At 61.1% G+C, this 13,152-nt stretch carries 17 protein-coding genes; 14 read left to right on the top strand and 3 right to left on the bottom strand.

Annotation, left to right across the window (positions count from 1 at the left end):
* Window positions 1-23 precede the first annotated feature (23 nt).
* Entirely contained in the window at window positions 24-833 is an 810-nt protein-coding gene (locus FHS64_RS02230; RefSeq protein WP_167175014.1) for a TerC family protein, read from the bottom strand.
* A 363-nt stretch (window positions 834-1,196) separates the two neighbouring features.
* On the opposite strand from FHS64_RS02230, the gene FHS64_RS02225 reads away from it, so the two are divergent.
* The 5 genes from FHS64_RS02225 (at window position 1,197) to FHS64_RS02205 (ending at window position 6,080) form a co-directional block, all read left to right on the top strand.
* Window positions 1,197-1,751 (top strand): F0F1 ATP synthase subunit delta, encoded by a 555-nt coding sequence (locus tag FHS64_RS02225; RefSeq protein WP_167175011.1) that lies wholly within the window; start codon window positions 1,197-1,199, stop codon window positions 1,749-1,751.
* 66 nt (window positions 1,752-1,817) lie between these two features.
* Window positions 1,818-3,350 carry a F0F1 ATP synthase subunit alpha gene (atpA, locus tag FHS64_RS02220; RefSeq protein WP_167175008.1) on the top strand — a complete coding sequence of 511 codons (1,533 nt, stop codon included), beginning with the start codon at window positions 1,818-1,820 and terminating at the stop codon, window positions 3,348-3,350.
* Window positions 3,351-3,375: 25 nt separating this feature from the next.
* A complete protein-coding gene (locus FHS64_RS02215; RefSeq protein WP_167175004.1) occupies window positions 3,376-4,251 on the top strand; it encodes a F0F1 ATP synthase subunit gamma in 876 nt (291 codons plus the stop codon).
* A 35-nt stretch (window positions 4,252-4,286) separates the two neighbouring features.
* Complete coding sequence (atpD, locus tag FHS64_RS02210; protein ID WP_167175001.1) at window positions 4,287-5,810, top strand: F0F1 ATP synthase subunit beta; 1,524 nt, start codon at window positions 4,287-4,289, stop codon at window positions 5,808-5,810.
* 3 nt (window positions 5,811-5,813) lie between these two features.
* The gene (locus FHS64_RS02205; protein ID WP_167174998.1) at window positions 5,814-6,080 is read left to right on the top strand and encodes an ATP synthase F1 subunit epsilon; all 267 of its coding nucleotides are present in this window, start codon (window positions 5,814-5,816) and stop codon (window positions 6,078-6,080) included.
* A 75-nt stretch (window positions 6,081-6,155) separates the two neighbouring features.
* Here the strand turns inward: FHS64_RS02205 and FHS64_RS02200 are convergent, their stop codons facing one another.
* Complete coding sequence (locus tag FHS64_RS02200) at window positions 6,156-6,632, bottom strand: RNA pyrophosphohydrolase (RefSeq protein WP_167174995.1); 477 nt, start codon at window positions 6,630-6,632, stop codon at window positions 6,156-6,158.
* Between the two features lie 77 nt (window positions 6,633-6,709).
* Between FHS64_RS02200 and FHS64_RS02195 the strand changes: the two genes are divergently transcribed.
* Window positions 6,710-7,105, top strand: coding sequence for a Tat pathway signal protein (locus FHS64_RS02195; RefSeq protein ID WP_167174992.1), 396 nt, complete (start codon window positions 6,710-6,712; stop codon window positions 7,103-7,105).
* Between the two features lies 1 nt (window position 7,106).
* Here the strand turns inward: FHS64_RS02195 and FHS64_RS02190 are convergent, their stop codons facing one another.
* Window positions 7,107-8,096, bottom strand: coding sequence for an ABC transporter ATP-binding protein (locus FHS64_RS02190; RefSeq protein ID WP_167174989.1), 990 nt, complete (start codon window positions 8,094-8,096; stop codon window positions 7,107-7,109).
* A gap of 164 nt (window positions 8,097-8,260) precedes the next feature.
* On the opposite strand from FHS64_RS02190, the gene FHS64_RS02185 reads away from it, so the two are divergent.
* The 8 genes from FHS64_RS02185 to FHS64_RS02150 all read left to right on the top strand — a co-directional run bounded on the left by FHS64_RS02185 (window position 8,261) and on the right by FHS64_RS02150 (window position 12,982).
* Window positions 8,261-8,569 carry a hypothetical protein gene (locus FHS64_RS02185; RefSeq protein ID WP_167174986.1) on the top strand — a complete coding sequence of 103 codons (309 nt, stop codon included), beginning with the start codon at window positions 8,261-8,263 and terminating at the stop codon, window positions 8,567-8,569.
* 91 nt (window positions 8,570-8,660) lie between these two features.
* Window positions 8,661-8,900: a zinc-finger domain-containing protein gene (locus tag FHS64_RS02180; RefSeq protein ID WP_167174983.1), complete on the top strand. Its 240-nt coding sequence runs from the start codon at window positions 8,661-8,663 to the stop codon at window positions 8,898-8,900.
* Between the two features lie 75 nt (window positions 8,901-8,975).
* Window positions 8,976-9,416 carry a lactoylglutathione lyase gene (locus tag FHS64_RS02175; protein WP_167174980.1) on the top strand — a complete coding sequence of 147 codons (441 nt, stop codon included), beginning with the start codon at window positions 8,976-8,978 and terminating at the stop codon, window positions 9,414-9,416.
* Between the two features lies 1 nt (window position 9,417).
* Entirely contained in the window at window positions 9,418-10,035 is a 618-nt protein-coding gene (locus FHS64_RS02170) for a DUF6655 family protein (protein ID WP_167174977.1), read from the top strand.
* 204 nt (window positions 10,036-10,239) lie between these two features.
* Window positions 10,240-10,845: a nicotinate-nucleotide adenylyltransferase gene (locus FHS64_RS02165; protein ID WP_208380523.1), complete on the top strand. Its 606-nt coding sequence runs from the start codon at window positions 10,240-10,242 to the stop codon at window positions 10,843-10,845.
* A gap of 57 nt (window positions 10,846-10,902) precedes the next feature.
* The gene (rsfS, locus tag FHS64_RS02160) at window positions 10,903-11,403 is read left to right on the top strand and encodes a ribosome silencing factor (protein ID WP_167176223.1); all 501 of its coding nucleotides are present in this window, start codon (window positions 10,903-10,905) and stop codon (window positions 11,401-11,403) included.
* A 26-nt stretch (window positions 11,404-11,429) separates the two neighbouring features.
* Window positions 11,430-11,894 (top strand): 23S rRNA (pseudouridine(1915)-N(3))-methyltransferase RlmH, encoded by a 465-nt coding sequence (gene rlmH, locus FHS64_RS02155; RefSeq protein ID WP_167174972.1) that lies wholly within the window; start codon window positions 11,430-11,432, stop codon window positions 11,892-11,894.
* Window positions 11,894-12,982 carry a murein hydrolase activator EnvC family protein gene (locus FHS64_RS02150; RefSeq protein WP_167174969.1) on the top strand — a complete coding sequence of 363 codons (1,089 nt, stop codon included), beginning with the start codon at window positions 11,894-11,896 and terminating at the stop codon, window positions 12,980-12,982. The genes rlmH and FHS64_RS02150 overlap by 1 nt, the downstream gene beginning before the upstream one ends.
* Window positions 12,983-13,152 lie beyond the last annotated feature (170 nt).

Here is a 13,152-nt window from a genome sequence, read left to right as displayed (position 1 = left end):
CGATTTTCAGGTTTCGGACAGCGTTAGATATCCGCGCCCTTATCGGCGATAGCCGCCTCGGCGGCGTCTTTTTTCATTCGCGCATTACGCGACATCATGTTGAGGCCTTCCACCAGTGCCGAGAAGGCCATGGCGGCATAGATATAGCCCTTGGGCACATGGACGCCGAAGCCGTCGGCGATCAGCACAGCACCGATCATCAGCAGGAAGCCCAGAGCCAGCATGACGACGGTCGGGTTCTTGTCGATGAAATTGGCCAGCGGATCAGAGGCCACCAGCATGGCAATCACGGCGATGATCACAGCCACCATCATGATCGGCACATGGTCGGTCATGCCCACGGCGGTCAGGATCGAGTCGATCGAGAAGACCAGGTCCAGCAGGATGATCTGAACAATGGCCGAGCCGACATTGTTGATGACGACATCCTTCTTGTCTTTTTCAAGCAGGTGGTCGTTCGACGGCGTCGTATCGACAGCGTGGTGGATTTCCTTGGTGGCTTTCCACACCAGGAACAGGCCACCGGCAATCAGGATCAGGTCACGCCACGAGAAGGCGGTGTCGAAGGTTTCACCGTGGATGCCCAGATCAAAGACCGGTGCGGTCAGGCCGACAATCCAGCCGATGGTGGCCAGAAGGCCAAGGCGCATGATCAGTGCCAGACCGATACCGATACGGCGCGTGCGCTGGCGGTGTTCCGGCGGCAGCTTGTTCGACAGGATCGAAATGAAGATCAGGTTGTCGATGCCGAGGACGACTTCCATGACCACTAGGGTCACGAGGGCCGCCCATGCGGCTGGGTCGGTCAACAAGGGGGTTATGCTATCGAGCATCGAAGTTCCTGAGTTTATGTGAAGCGTTTTCGGTAACGCCAGCGTGAACGCGTATCAAGAGGGTACAGGGTTCCGTGTCGTCGCACCCCCCTGACAGAAATAACCCCGTCCCGCCCTAGACCAAGGTCGAGACGGCTCGCTTAAGACGTCAATCTGGCTAAGAGAGTGCGGTTACGGGGATAACGTTCCTTACGCATTGGTTGCGACTTTCGGCCTTGCATGGTATTGGCCGCGCGGCTTTGACGAAGGGCGTATCGAAAGATGCGTCCCCGGATTGCTTTTTACAAGCATATCAAACCCTTGATCGGCGTGGGTAACTGCGGCCGGTTTTGACGCAAACGCTAAGATGCGGACCAAACATAAGTGGCGGACGATTTCAGGACGACGCAAGTCGGTGAACGGTATGCTCAGGCACTGTTCGAACTCGCAGAAGACAAGGGCGCTCTTGACGCCGTGCGCGCCGATATGGCGTCGCTGAAGGCAGCCTGGAAGGACAGTGCGGACTTGCGCCGTCTGGCCACCTCGCCTGTCATTTCTGCTGACGATCAAGCCAAGGGCTTGCTGGCCATTGCCGACAAGGCCAAATTTAATGCTGTGACCTGCAATCTGCTGGGTCTGGTTGCCAAGAATGGCCGTGCCGTCGATCTACCGGGCGTGATCGCCGGTTTCGAGGCGCTTTATGCCAAGAAGACGGGCGTGGTCGCTGCCGAAATCATTTCGGCCGTAGAGTTGACCGCAGCCCAGTCCAAAAAGATTCAATCGGAGCTGCGCACCGCACTGGGGCGTGATCCGGAACTGACCACCCGTATCGATCCGTCGATCCTGGGGGGGCTGAAGGTCAAGGTGGGCTCGAAACTGTTCGATGCCTCGCTGAAGACCAAACTCGACCAGATGACCTTTGCGCTGAAACGCGCCTAAGACCGAACCCGAAGATTTAGCCGGGTCGCAAGACCCGCACCGAAGACGAAAGCCAGAGAGCTCAACATGGATATCCGCGCCGCCGAAATCTCGGCCATCCTTAAGTCGCAGATCGCCAATTTCGGCGTAGAAGCTGACGTATCTGACGTTGGTCAGGTTCTGTCGGTTGGTGACGGTATTGCCCGCGTTCACGGTCTGGACAATGTCCAGGCCGGTGAAATGGTGGAATTCACCAAGGCTGGCGTTAAGGGCATGGCCCTGAACCTGGAACGTGACAACGTCGGTATCGTGATCTTCGGCACCGATGCCGAGATCGCCGAAGGCGACGATGTACGCCGTCTGGGCGAAATCGTGGACGTGCCGGTTGGCAAGGGCCTGCTGGGCCGCGTCGTCAACCCGCTGGGCGAGCCGATCGACGGCAAGGGCCCGATCGAGTTCACCGAGCGCCGCCGCGTGGACGTTAAGGCTCCGGGCATCATCCCGCGTAAATCGGTTCACGAGCCGATGCAGACCGGCATGAAGTCGATCGACACCCTGATCCCGATCGGCCGTGGCCAGCGCGAGCTGATCATTGGTGACCGTCAGGTCGGCAAGACGGCTGTGGCCGTCGACACCATCCTGAACCAGAAGGCTGTCAACAAGACCGACGACGAGTCGGCCAAGCTGTACTGCATCTACGTCGCCATCGGTCAAAAGCGTTCGACCGTTGCCCAGATCGTGAAGACTCTCGAAGAGTCGGGCGCTCTGGAATACACCATCGTTGTGGCTGCAACCGCTTCGGAGCCGGCTCCGCTGCAGTTCCTGGCACCGTTCGCCGGTACCGCCATGGGCGAGTTCTTCCGCGACAACGGCATGCACGGCTTGATCGTTTATGACGATCTGTCCAAGCAAGCTGTGGCCTATCGCCAAATGTCCCTGCTGCTGCGCCGTCCGCCGGGCCGCGAAGCTTACCCGGGTGACGTTTTCTACCTGCACAGCCGTCTGCTGGAGCGTTCGGCCAAGCTGAACAGCGACTACGGTTCGGGCTCGCTGACGGCTCTGCCGATCATCGAAACCCAGGCCAACGACGTGTCGGCCTACATCCCGACCAACGTGATCTCGATCACCGACGGCCAGATCTTCCTGGAATCGGACCTGTTCTACCAAGGCATCCGTCCGGCTGTGAACGTCGGTATCTCGGTGTCGCGCGTCGGCTCGTCGGCTCAGACCAAGGCGATGAAGAAGGTTGCTGGCCCGATCAAGGGCGAGCTGGCCCAGTATCGTGAAATGGCCGCCTTCGCCAAGTTCGGTTCGGACCTCGACGTCTCGACCCAGAAGCTGCTGGCCCGTGGCGCGCGTCTGACCGAGCTGCTGAAGCAGCCGCAGTACTCGCCGCTGTCGATGGAAGAGCAGGTTGTATCGGTTTATGCCGGTACCCGTGGTTACCTCGACGGTATCAACGTTGCTGACGTTGGTCGCTTCGAGAAGGAACTGCTGGCCCGCGTCCACGCGAACAATGCTTCGCTGCTGGAAGGCATCCGTACGAAGAAGGACCTGACCGCCGATCTCGAGACCGAGCTCAAGAGCGTTCTGGAATCCTTCCTCAAGACCTTCGCTTAATCGAAGCAAGCGAGAGTAACGCCGGATGGCCAGCCTCAAGGAAATGCGCAATCGGATCGGAAGCGTCAAGTCGACGCAGAAGATCACGAAAGCCCTGAACATGGTCGCCGCGGCCAAGCTGAAGCGTTCGCAGGAACAGGCTGAAAATGCCCGTCCTTACGCCCAGCGTATGGCTTCGGTGATCGCCAACCTGGCCGCCGGTGTGCAAGGCGCGGATGCTCCGCGCCTGCTCGCCGGAACCGGCGAGGATCAACGTCACCTGATCGTGGTGGCCACTGCCGACAAGGGTCTGGCAGGCGGCTTCTCGTCGAACGTGATCAAGGCTGCGCGCGAGCGCATCAACAGCCTGATCGCCAACGGCAAGGACGTGAAGATCATCGCCGTGGGCCGCAAGTCGCGCGACCAACTGGTTCGCCTGTATGGTGACAAGCTGGTTCGCACTTTCGAACTGTCGGAACACAAGACCGTCGGTCTGCACTCGGCCCAGCCGATTGCCGAGCTGATTGCCGAAATGTTCGAGAGCGGCCAGACCGATGTGGTCCAGCTGTTCTACAGCCAGTTCAAGTCGGTGATCCAACAGGTTCCGACCGGTGCCCAACTGGTTCCGGCTGTGATCGAGGACGCTCAGGCGACCGAATCCGCGACCGCTCTGTATGAGTACGAGCCGTCGGAGGAGGAAATCCTCGAAACCCTGCTGCCGCGTAACCTGACGACCCAGATTCTTGCGGCACTGCTGGAAAATCAGGCGGGCTTCTTTGGCTCGCAGATGGCAGCGATGGACAACGCGACGCGTAATGCGGGCGACCTCATCAATGCCCTGACCCTGCAGTATAACCGCAAACGTCAGGCCCAGATCACCACCGAGCTTATCGAGATCATCGCTGGCGCCGAAGCCATCTGATCTTGAACGACACCCTATTCGAACCGGACACACCCATGACCGACGCCACCGCTCCGAAGAAACCCGCCGCCAAGAAACCGGCTGCCAAGAAGACCGTCGCTGCCGCTGTTGCTGGCCAGGGCAAGATCGCCCAGGTCATCGGCGCCGTTGTTGACGTGAAATTCGAAGGCCAGCTTCCGGCTATTCTGAACGCTCTGGAAACCCAGAACGTTGACCAGAAGACCGGCGAGGCCTTCACCCTGGTTCTCGAGGTTGCCCAGCACCTCGGCGAGAACATGGTCCGCGCCATCTCGATGGACACCACCGAAGGCCTGACCCGTGGTCAAGCCGTCGTGGACACCGGCAAGTCGATCATGGCTCCGGTTGGCCCGGGCACGCTCGGCCGCATCATGAACGTCGTCGGTCAGCCGATCGACGAAGCAGGTCCGCTGCAAACCACCGAATACCGTCCGATCCACAAGGACGCGCCGAGCTTCGACCAACAGTCGACCTCGTCGGAAATCCTGGTCACCGGCATTAAGGTCATCGACCTGATCTGCCCGTACACCAAGGGCGGCAAGATCGGCCTGTTCGGCGGCGCTGGCGTCGGCAAGACCGTCACCATGCAAGAGCTGATCAACAACATCGCTAAGGCATACGGCGGTTACTCGGTTCTGGCCGGCGTGGGTGAACGTACCCGCGAAGGTAACGACCTGTACCACGAGATGATCGAGTCGAACGTGAACGTCGACCCGAAGGAAAATGGCGGTTCGACCGTGGGCTCGAAGTGCGCCCTGGTTTACGGCCAAATGAACGAGCCTCCCGGTGCGCGCGCTCGCGTTGCTCTGACGGGCCTGTCGATCGCTGAATATTTCCGCGACGAAGAAGGCAAGGACGTTCTGCTGTTCGTCGACAACATCTTCCGCTTCACCCAAGCCGGTTCGGAAGTGTCGGCTCTGCTGGGCCGTATCCCGTCGGCCGTGGGCTATCAGCCGACGCTGGCGACCGAAATGGGTAACCTGCAAGAGCGCATTACCTCGACCAAGAAGGGCTCGATCACCTCGGTTCAAGCCATCTACGTTCCGGCTGACGACCTGACCGACCCGGCACCTGCTGGTACCTTCGCCCACTTGGACGCGACGACCGTTCTGAACCGCGACATCGCGGCTCAGGCCATCTTCCCGGCCGTGGACCCGCTGGACTCGACCTCGCGTATCATGGACCCGCTGGTCATCGGTGAAGAACACTACACCGTTGCCCGCCAGGTTCAGGAAACCCTGCAACAGTACAAGGCTCTGAAGGACATCATCGCCATCCTGGGCATGGACGAACTGTCGGAAGACGACAAGCTGATCGTGGCTCGCGCCCGTAAGATCCAGCGCTTCCTGTCGCAACCGTTCCACGTGGCCGAGCAGTTCACGAACACCCCGGGTGCCTTCGTCGAACTGGCCGATACGATCCGTTCGTTCAAGGGCATCGTGGCCGGTGAATACGATCACCTGCCGGAAGCTGCTTTCTACATGGTTGGCGCGATCGACGAAGTCGTCGCTAAGGCCGAGAAGATGGCTGCTGAGGCCTAATCCATGACCGGTAAGCTGAACTTCTCCCTCGTTGCCCCGGAACGCGAAATCTTCGCGGGCCAGGTCGATCAGGTCGACGCGCCGGGTGTCGAGGGCGACTTCGGCGTCCTGCCGGGCCACGCCCCGTTCATGACCACGCTGCGTGAAGGCGTGATCACGATCTACGAAGGCAATGCCCGTCGTCGCTTCGACGTCAAAGGCGGTTTCGCCGACGTCAACGGTGAGGGTTTGACGATCCTCGCCGAAGAGGCTTCGGAAATCACCGCCTAAGCGGGATAACCGGACAAAAGATCAAGGCTCCCGACAGCGATGTCGGGAGCCTTTCTTTTTGCCTATTGGCGGCCCTTAAGCTGCCAGATGTTTGAAGGCCTCGACCACGGTTGTATAGGCGGGGCGCTTGAACGGCACGATCAGGTCCAGCGCCTCGTGAAGATCGGCCCAGCGCCATTCTTCAAACTCGACCTCGTCATCGGCAAACAGGTCAATCTCGCTGTCGGGACCCGTCAGGCGAAACGCAAACCACATCTGGCGCTGGCCCTTGAACCCGCGCCACGCTTTTGGGCCCTGCGCATGGTCGGGAAAGTCGTAATAGACCCATGACTGGGTGCGGGCCAGAAACGCGACATTGCTGACGCCGGTTTCCTCTTTCAGCTCGCGGCGGGCGGCGGCTTCAAGGTCTTCGCCGTCATCGACGCCGCCTTGAGGGAACTGCCAATTATAGGGCGGGGGCGTATTGGCGCGTCGGCCCAGCCACACCTTGCCAGCTTCGTTGAACAAAACGACCCCCACATTGGGCCGGTAATCTCTGGGATCAAACGTCATATCGCCACGCTAAACCGAGGTTCAGCCAAGGGCTAGACGTAACGGGACTTTAAAAAGTCAGGGTGCAGACTGGGGGCATGGATCGTCGCGCCCTACTTATGTTCATGCTGGTGGCCTCTATGGCCCCGAAACCGGCCCTGGCCAGCCCCAAGGGCGAGGCTAAGTCTGGCGGTGGCGAAATGCCCATGCCGCTGGCCACGGCTACGGTGCTGCGTACGCATGGGCGGCGCGGCGTCATGTCTGTCGAAAGCACGCTGGTCTTCACAGACGGGGCTCTGCTGGAACATGCCAAGCTGTCACGCCCGCGTCTGAATGCCGCTTTTAACGAGGCTGTACGCTCCGAAGCGACGCATCTGCTTGCAGGGGCCCTGCCGGATGTAGAATCCCTGACGCGGGCCTTGCAGCGTGCCGCCGACCGCGTTCTGGGCCGGACGGGTGCCCGCGTCATGCTGGGCACGGTTATGGTGACCTGACCTAGTCCTTGGTCGGATCGGGACGGCTGGTATCGCCATAGGTCAGGGCGAGGAAGACGTCTTCCAGATCGGGGTCTTCGGTCGTGATGTCGTGAATGGAAATACCCGCGCCACGCACAGCGGCCAGCACCTGCTCTACACTGGCCTCGCCCGTGCGATAGGTGACGGCAAAGGCCCCATTGGCCCGCGACGTAACGCTAAATCCGTTGAGGACGGGCAGGGTGGTGACGGGCGTCTCGGGCGTGACCACCACATTGCGCGTGTCCAGACGGCGCAGCAACTGCTCGGTTGGCTCGCAGGTAATGACCTCGCCGCGATTGACGATGGCGATGGTGTCACACAGTTCCTGCGCTTCTTCGAGATAGTGGGTCGTCAGGATAACCGTGACGCCTTCCTCGTTGATCTTGCGGACATAGTCCCAGAGTTGGCGGCGCAGTTCCACATCCACACCGGCAGTCGGCTCGTCGAGGATCAGTACCGGCGGATTATGCACCAGCGCCTTGGCCACCATCAGGCGGCGCTTCATGCCACCCGACAGCGAGCGCACATAGGCATTGGCCTTGTCCGACAGGCCAAGAGCGGCCAGCAACTCATCGGAGCGACGTTCGTCGGCAGGCACGCCATAGAAACCGGCCTGAACCTCCAGGGATTCGCGCGGGGTGAAGAACACGTCGGCGACGATTTCCTGCGGCACCACACCCAGTGCCGAACGGGCATCACGGCTGTGGGTGTCGATGTCGCGGTCCCAGATTTTGACCGTACCCTCGGACTTGTTCACCACGCCGGCAATGATGTTGATGAGGGTGGACTTGCCCGCACCGTTCGGACCCAGAAGGCCGAACATCGAGCCGCGCTTGACCGTCAGATCCACGCCGCGCAACGCCACCTTGGGTGGGGCCTTGCCATTGCCCTTATAGGTCTTTTTCAGACCGAGAACCTCGATGGCGTTTTCAGGCAGGATCGAGGGTGTCGAGGCAGTGGAAGCAGTCATGCGCGGGCTTTGCATATCAAAGAGGAACAGCTGGGCCATAGGTAGGGATGATGTCGGCCTTAGCCAAGGCATGGTAGAAAAAACATCAGACAAGTGTGCTTGACATCGCAAAACAGATAGGACAAGTTATCTTTACATAACGACAAGGTATCTGGACACAGCAAATGACCCAAGCCACCACCGCCATCGAAGCCCCGAAAAAACGTTCGCTGAAACTGCGCACGATCGGTTTTGTCGCTCTCGGATTCTGCGCCCTCGGCTATGCCGGTTTTGTGGCCAGCGTGTTTGCGATCAAGGCCGAAATGATCGCCATGACTACGGGCCTTGCCATAGCCGGTGTCTTTGCCATTGTCGGCGAGGCCGGACTGTGGATCGGGGCGGCCAGTCTGGGTCTGAGCTTCTATGCCCGCCGTCGTGACCGTGTGGCCCGCTTCTTTGGCCGGATGAAGTCGGCCTTTTCCTCAAAGTCCTGAGCCGGAGCCAGCCAAGACGCGGGCGGCAAGGGTTTGACCTGATGACGGCAGACGCCTAGGAAGGCGCAAACGCCTATCTGAGGATTGATCCATGCCGCCGCGCCACCTCGACGCCCCTGTTCCCCAAGCCGAAGAAGTTCTGGTCTCGCAAAAGCGCGTGGCCTGTGACGGCGGTGGCGGTGCCCTCGGTCACCCGCTGGTCTATCTGGAAATGGGTGAAGACGACTCCGTCGAGTGCACCTATTGCGACCGCCGCTTCGTACTGGCAGCCTCGGCCCATGACGACAGCCACTATGTGGATCCGGCAGCCCGCCCGCCAGAATCCCACTAAGGCCAGCAAGGCTCGCAGAAATGCGGGCCTTTGGTTTGTCACATTTAGGTCGTTGTTCGGGGTAAGGTAGCTCTCATGCGTTATTTACACACCATGGTTCGGGTGAAAGACCTCGAGGCGTCGCTGCGTTTCTACTGTGACCTGCTGGGTCTGGTGGAAACCCGCCGTATAGAAAACGAGGCGGGCCGCTTTACGCTGGTCTATCTGGCGGCACCGATGGATGCGGACCGTGCGCGTACCGAGCACCAGCCCGAAGTCGAGTTGACCTATAATTGGGACACCGAAGACTATGATGGCGGTCGTAATTTCGGCCACCTCGCCTTCGAGGTCGATGATGTCTATGCCGCCTGTGAAAAACTTGCCGCTGGCGGTGTGGTGATCAACCGCCCGCCGCGTGACGGCTGGATGGCCTTTATCCGCTCGCCGGACAATATCTCGATCGAACTGCTGCAAAAGGGCGAGCGTCTTGCGCCCGCCGAACCGTGGGCTTCGATGCCCAATACGGGTCACTGGTAAGATGGGGGCCGCACGCCTTCTTCCGGTTTTGTCGCTGGCCTTGCTGGCGACAGCCTGTGCCTCGGTGACCGAAACCAATCCGGCACGGACGGCAACGGACATGCTGCTGGTCAACCGTGCCGCCGAGCGTGCGGTCGAAGGCTTGATGCTGCCGATCCCGCAAGGGGCGCGGGTCTATGTCGATGAAACCTATTTTCAGGCCGAGAATGCCCGTTTTGCGCTGAGCGCCATTCGCGCCGCCCTGTCAGAAGCGGGCTATGCGCTGGTGCGTGAGCGCGGCGAAAGCGATGCGGTATTCGAGGTTCGCGCTGCCGCCCTGTCGTTGGAACAGATGCGCCGCGTATTCGGTATCCCCGACATGCGTGTGCCGATCAATGACGCGTTGAATGTCGTCTCCATCCCCGAGGTTTCGATCTATTCGAACCGTGATCGGATGGGCGTGGCCGAGTTTTCGGGCTTTATCTATGACACCCGCACCGGCATGCCGTTGGGCGCAGTCACCCCGATGATCGGCCAGTACAAGATCCGCAGCCACAAGGCGCTGATGATGATCACCTGGGGCCAGCAACTGGCACAACCGGGCGAGCGTGATCCGGGATCGAGCTGGCGCGAGTTCTGATCGCTCATAAAACTGGCCGTATCCAGACGTTTTGGCCCCGTGTCGGGTTTCGTCGAGACAGGCCGTAAACCGCATGTTAGGGCAGCCATGAGCAAAAGCACCCTACTGTCACCTCAAAGCCGTAACTGAACGCCCTTGTCCTTCTTCCATGCCGGACCTGCACCCAAAGGCAGCGGCCTCCGTTCCGGAGCGCTGAGGGATGGGTTGCACCTGACACCGGGGATGAAGGTGGGCCTGTTTGGCGGCTCGTTTAATCCGGCCCATGACGGTCATGCCCATGTGGCCGAAACTGCGATGCGTCGCCTCGGGCTGGACCGTGTGGTCTGGCTGGTCTCCCCGCAAAATCCGCTGAAATCCACGCATGAGATGGCCCCACTGGACGAGCGGCTGCGCTCGGCGCGCGACATGGCCCGCATGGTCGGTCCCCGCATGATTGTCTCGGATGTCGAGACGCGTATGGGCACCCAGTGGACGGTCGATACGCTTAGAACTTTGGTCGCACGCCACCCCGGGGTGAAATTCGTGTGGTTGATGGGCTCCGACAATCTGGCGGGGTTCCACCGCTGGAGGGGCTGGACCGACATCATGCGGCTGATGCCGATGGCGGTGATCGCCCGCCCCGGAAGCCTGATGGACAGCCGATCTGCGCCTGCTGCGGTGCGGTTCTCGAAGGCGCGTGTTCCGGCAGAGCAGGCGGGCTTGTTGCCCAGCCTTCAGGCTCCGGCCTGGACCTATATCGTGGCCCCTTTGAATCCGCGTTCTTCGAGCGCAATTCGCACAGCACGAAACCGTTCCACCGAGGACGGGTGACGTTTTCAGCGATAGGTGCTATAGTGGTCTTTTGGTAAACCCTATCGGAGCCCTCCGCTGAGCCCCCACCCCGCGCACGATGCGCATGACGTCGCTGCCCAATCGGCAGAGCGTGACACGGACGTCCTCGATCCCCTCCATTCGGTAGCGGACGAGTTTGACGACGAGTCCCTTCAGAATGACGCTGGTGACAACCAGCCGCTGCCGACCGGCCAGACCGAGTTGGAAAACGCCATTCTGGCCAAACTGGATTTTGACAAGGCGCAGGACATGGTCCTGATCGACCTGCGTGGCAAGAGCCCGATGTCCGACGCCATGATCGTGGCTTCGGGCCGCTCGCACCGTCACGTCGGTGCCTTGGCCGACCACCTGCTGCGCCTGTTTAAGGAAATGGGTCTGGGCAAGGTGAAGGTCGAAGGTTTGCCGCACTGTGACTGGGTGCTGCTGGATGCCGGTGACGTCATCGTTCACCTGTTCCGTCCGGAAGTGCGTACCTTCTACAACATCGAAAAGATCTGGGCTGTCGACAGCGCCCACCGTGGCTTCGGTCGCAACTGATCCTTTTTATCTGACGGACTGTCTCGATGAAGCTGGCGATTGCGGCGATCGGTAAACCGGGCCGTGGCCCCGAGGCGGAACTGGCAGACGATTATGCCCGACGGGCGACCCTTGCGGGTCGCCCTTTAGGTTTGGGGCCACTGGAACTGATCGATCTCGAACCGCGCAAGAGCGGTAAGGGGCCGGAAGCGGACCTGTTGCTGGCCGCCGCCGAGGGTGCACACCTGATCGCCTGTGACGAGCGCGGAAAAGCCTATTCCAGCCGCGCCTTTGCCGAACATATTGCCACCCTGCGCGATCAGGGCGAGCGCAAGCTGGTCTTTGTGATCGGCGGCGCAGACGGGCTGGATGCGCGGGTGCGCGATGTGGCCCGCTCGACTCTGGCCTTCGGTCCGCAGACATGGCCCCATGCACTGGCGCGGGCCATGCTGGCCGAACAGGTTTACAGGGCCGTGACGATCATGGCCGGATCACCTTATCATCGGGACTGATGCAACGCCCCGTCCTCATACTGGCGACCTCGACCGCCCTGATGCTGCTGGCCACCGGACCGGCGGTTGGACAGCGTCCGTCTCCGAACGAAGAACTGGCGCGGCTGAATGTCGAGTACCGTGACGAGATGGCCCGCGCGCGCCGTCTGCGGGCCGAGGCGGCACAGGCGGCCGAAGATCTGGTCAAGCTGGATGCACAATTATCGGACCTGCGCGGTGAGCAGGCCAGCGACGACCTGCAAATGGATGCCCAGCGGGCGCGCCTGAAGGAACTGGGCGAGCGCGAGGCGTCCCTGATGTCGCAGATGTCGCGCGAGGGGGCCGCGCAGGGGCGTTTGCTCTCGGCCTTGCAGATGATGTCGCGCAAACCACCGCCGCCATTGCTGGTGCCCGCCGAGCGGGCCCGCGATACGGTGCGCGCCAATATTATGATCCGCGCCATGACGCCGGAAATCCACAAGCGCACCGCGGTTCTGGTCGAGCGGCAGGAAGAGATCAACCGCATCCGCCGACTGGCCGCCATGTCGAGCGAGCGCCTGTTTACGGTCGAAAGCGCCCAGAACCAGCGTCGGGCCGAGATCGAAAACCTGACCACCCGCAAAATGGCCCTTCGCAGTGTGTTGCGGGCCGAGGCGGCCCGTGCCGAACGCGCGACCAATGCACTGGAGGCCCGCATCCGTGATGTCGGCGGGCGTCTGCCTGCGGTTGACGGCCAGACCTCTGAGGCGGTCAGTCGCAACCCTGCGGGCCGCGACCGGTTGGCGCGGCCGGTATCGGGACTTCCGGCCCAGACCTATGGTGCGGGTTCTGTGGGCTGGCGCTGGCATGCCAGCAAGGCTCCGGTGGGGGCACCTGCGGCGGGGCGTGTGCTGTTTGCCGGTCCGATGAAGGAATGGGGCGAGATCGTCATTCTGGACCTCGGACCGGGCTGGCGCGCCGTGATGGCGGGTATGGACCGCGTCGATGTCGAGGTTGGCCAGCGCGTCAGCGAAGGTCAGACCCTTGGCCATACGGCCGAGGATGGCGAAGCCTATTTCGAGCTGCGTCGCGGCGAGCATCCGATTGATCCGGCACCTTGGCTAGATTGACAGGGCTGGATTGAGGGCTGGTCTGATCTCTTCACAAAGTCGCCAGATGGCCCTCTGAGACGGGATTGCCTTAAAAAATCCGAGGCCTACCGATTGTATCTGCGTCTATAGCGCGTAAGGATCGGGCGAATGGATATCGGTCGCCGAACACGGTGGCCGCAGGAAAGAGA

Origin of the sequence: Brevundimonas terrae, assembly GCF_011761985.1 — a bacterium.
GTDB lineage: Bacteria > Pseudomonadota > Alphaproteobacteria > Caulobacterales > Caulobacteraceae > Brevundimonas > Brevundimonas terrae.
Note: the sequence above shows the minus strand (reverse complement) of the source record. Positions and strands in the feature narration are given on the sequence as shown.

Coding starts and splice junctions, on each gene's coding strand:
- FHS64_RS02230 (WP_167175014.1), bottom strand. CDS start 833: ATGCTCGATAGCATAACCCCCTTGTTGACCGACCCAGCCGCATGGGCG.
- atpA (WP_167175008.1), top strand. CDS start 1,818: ATGGATATCCGCGCCGCCGAAATCTCGGCCATCCTTAAGTCGCAGATC.
- FHS64_RS02215 (WP_167175004.1), top strand. CDS start 3,376: ATGGCCAGCCTCAAGGAAATGCGCAATCGGATCGGAAGCGTCAAGTCG.
- atpD (WP_167175001.1), top strand. CDS start 4,287: ATGACCGACGCCACCGCTCCGAAGAAACCCGCCGCCAAGAAACCGGCT.
- FHS64_RS02205 (WP_167174998.1), top strand. CDS start 5,814: ATGACCGGTAAGCTGAACTTCTCCCTCGTTGCCCCGGAACGCGAAATC.
- FHS64_RS02200 (WP_167174995.1), bottom strand. CDS start 6,632: ATGACGTTTGATCCCAGAGATTACCGGCCCAATGTGGGGGTCGTTTTG.
- FHS64_RS02195 (WP_167174992.1), top strand. CDS start 6,710: ATGGATCGTCGCGCCCTACTTATGTTCATGCTGGTGGCCTCTATGGCC.
- FHS64_RS02190 (WP_167174989.1), bottom strand. CDS start 8,096: ATGACTGCTTCCACTGCCTCGACACCCTCGATCCTGCCTGAAAACGCC.
- FHS64_RS02185 (WP_167174986.1), top strand. CDS start 8,261: ATGACCCAAGCCACCACCGCCATCGAAGCCCCGAAAAAACGTTCGCTG.
- FHS64_RS02180 (WP_167174983.1), top strand. CDS start 8,661: ATGCCGCCGCGCCACCTCGACGCCCCTGTTCCCCAAGCCGAAGAAGTT.
- FHS64_RS02175 (WP_167174980.1), top strand. CDS start 8,976: ATGCGTTATTTACACACCATGGTTCGGGTGAAAGACCTCGAGGCGTCG.
- FHS64_RS02170 (WP_167174977.1), top strand. CDS start 9,418: ATGGGGGCCGCACGCCTTCTTCCGGTTTTGTCGCTGGCCTTGCTGGCG.
- rlmH (WP_167174972.1), top strand. CDS start 11,430: ATGAAGCTGGCGATTGCGGCGATCGGTAAACCGGGCCGTGGCCCCGAG.
- FHS64_RS02150 (WP_167174969.1), top strand. CDS start 11,894: ATGCAACGCCCCGTCCTCATACTGGCGACCTCGACCGCCCTGATGCTG.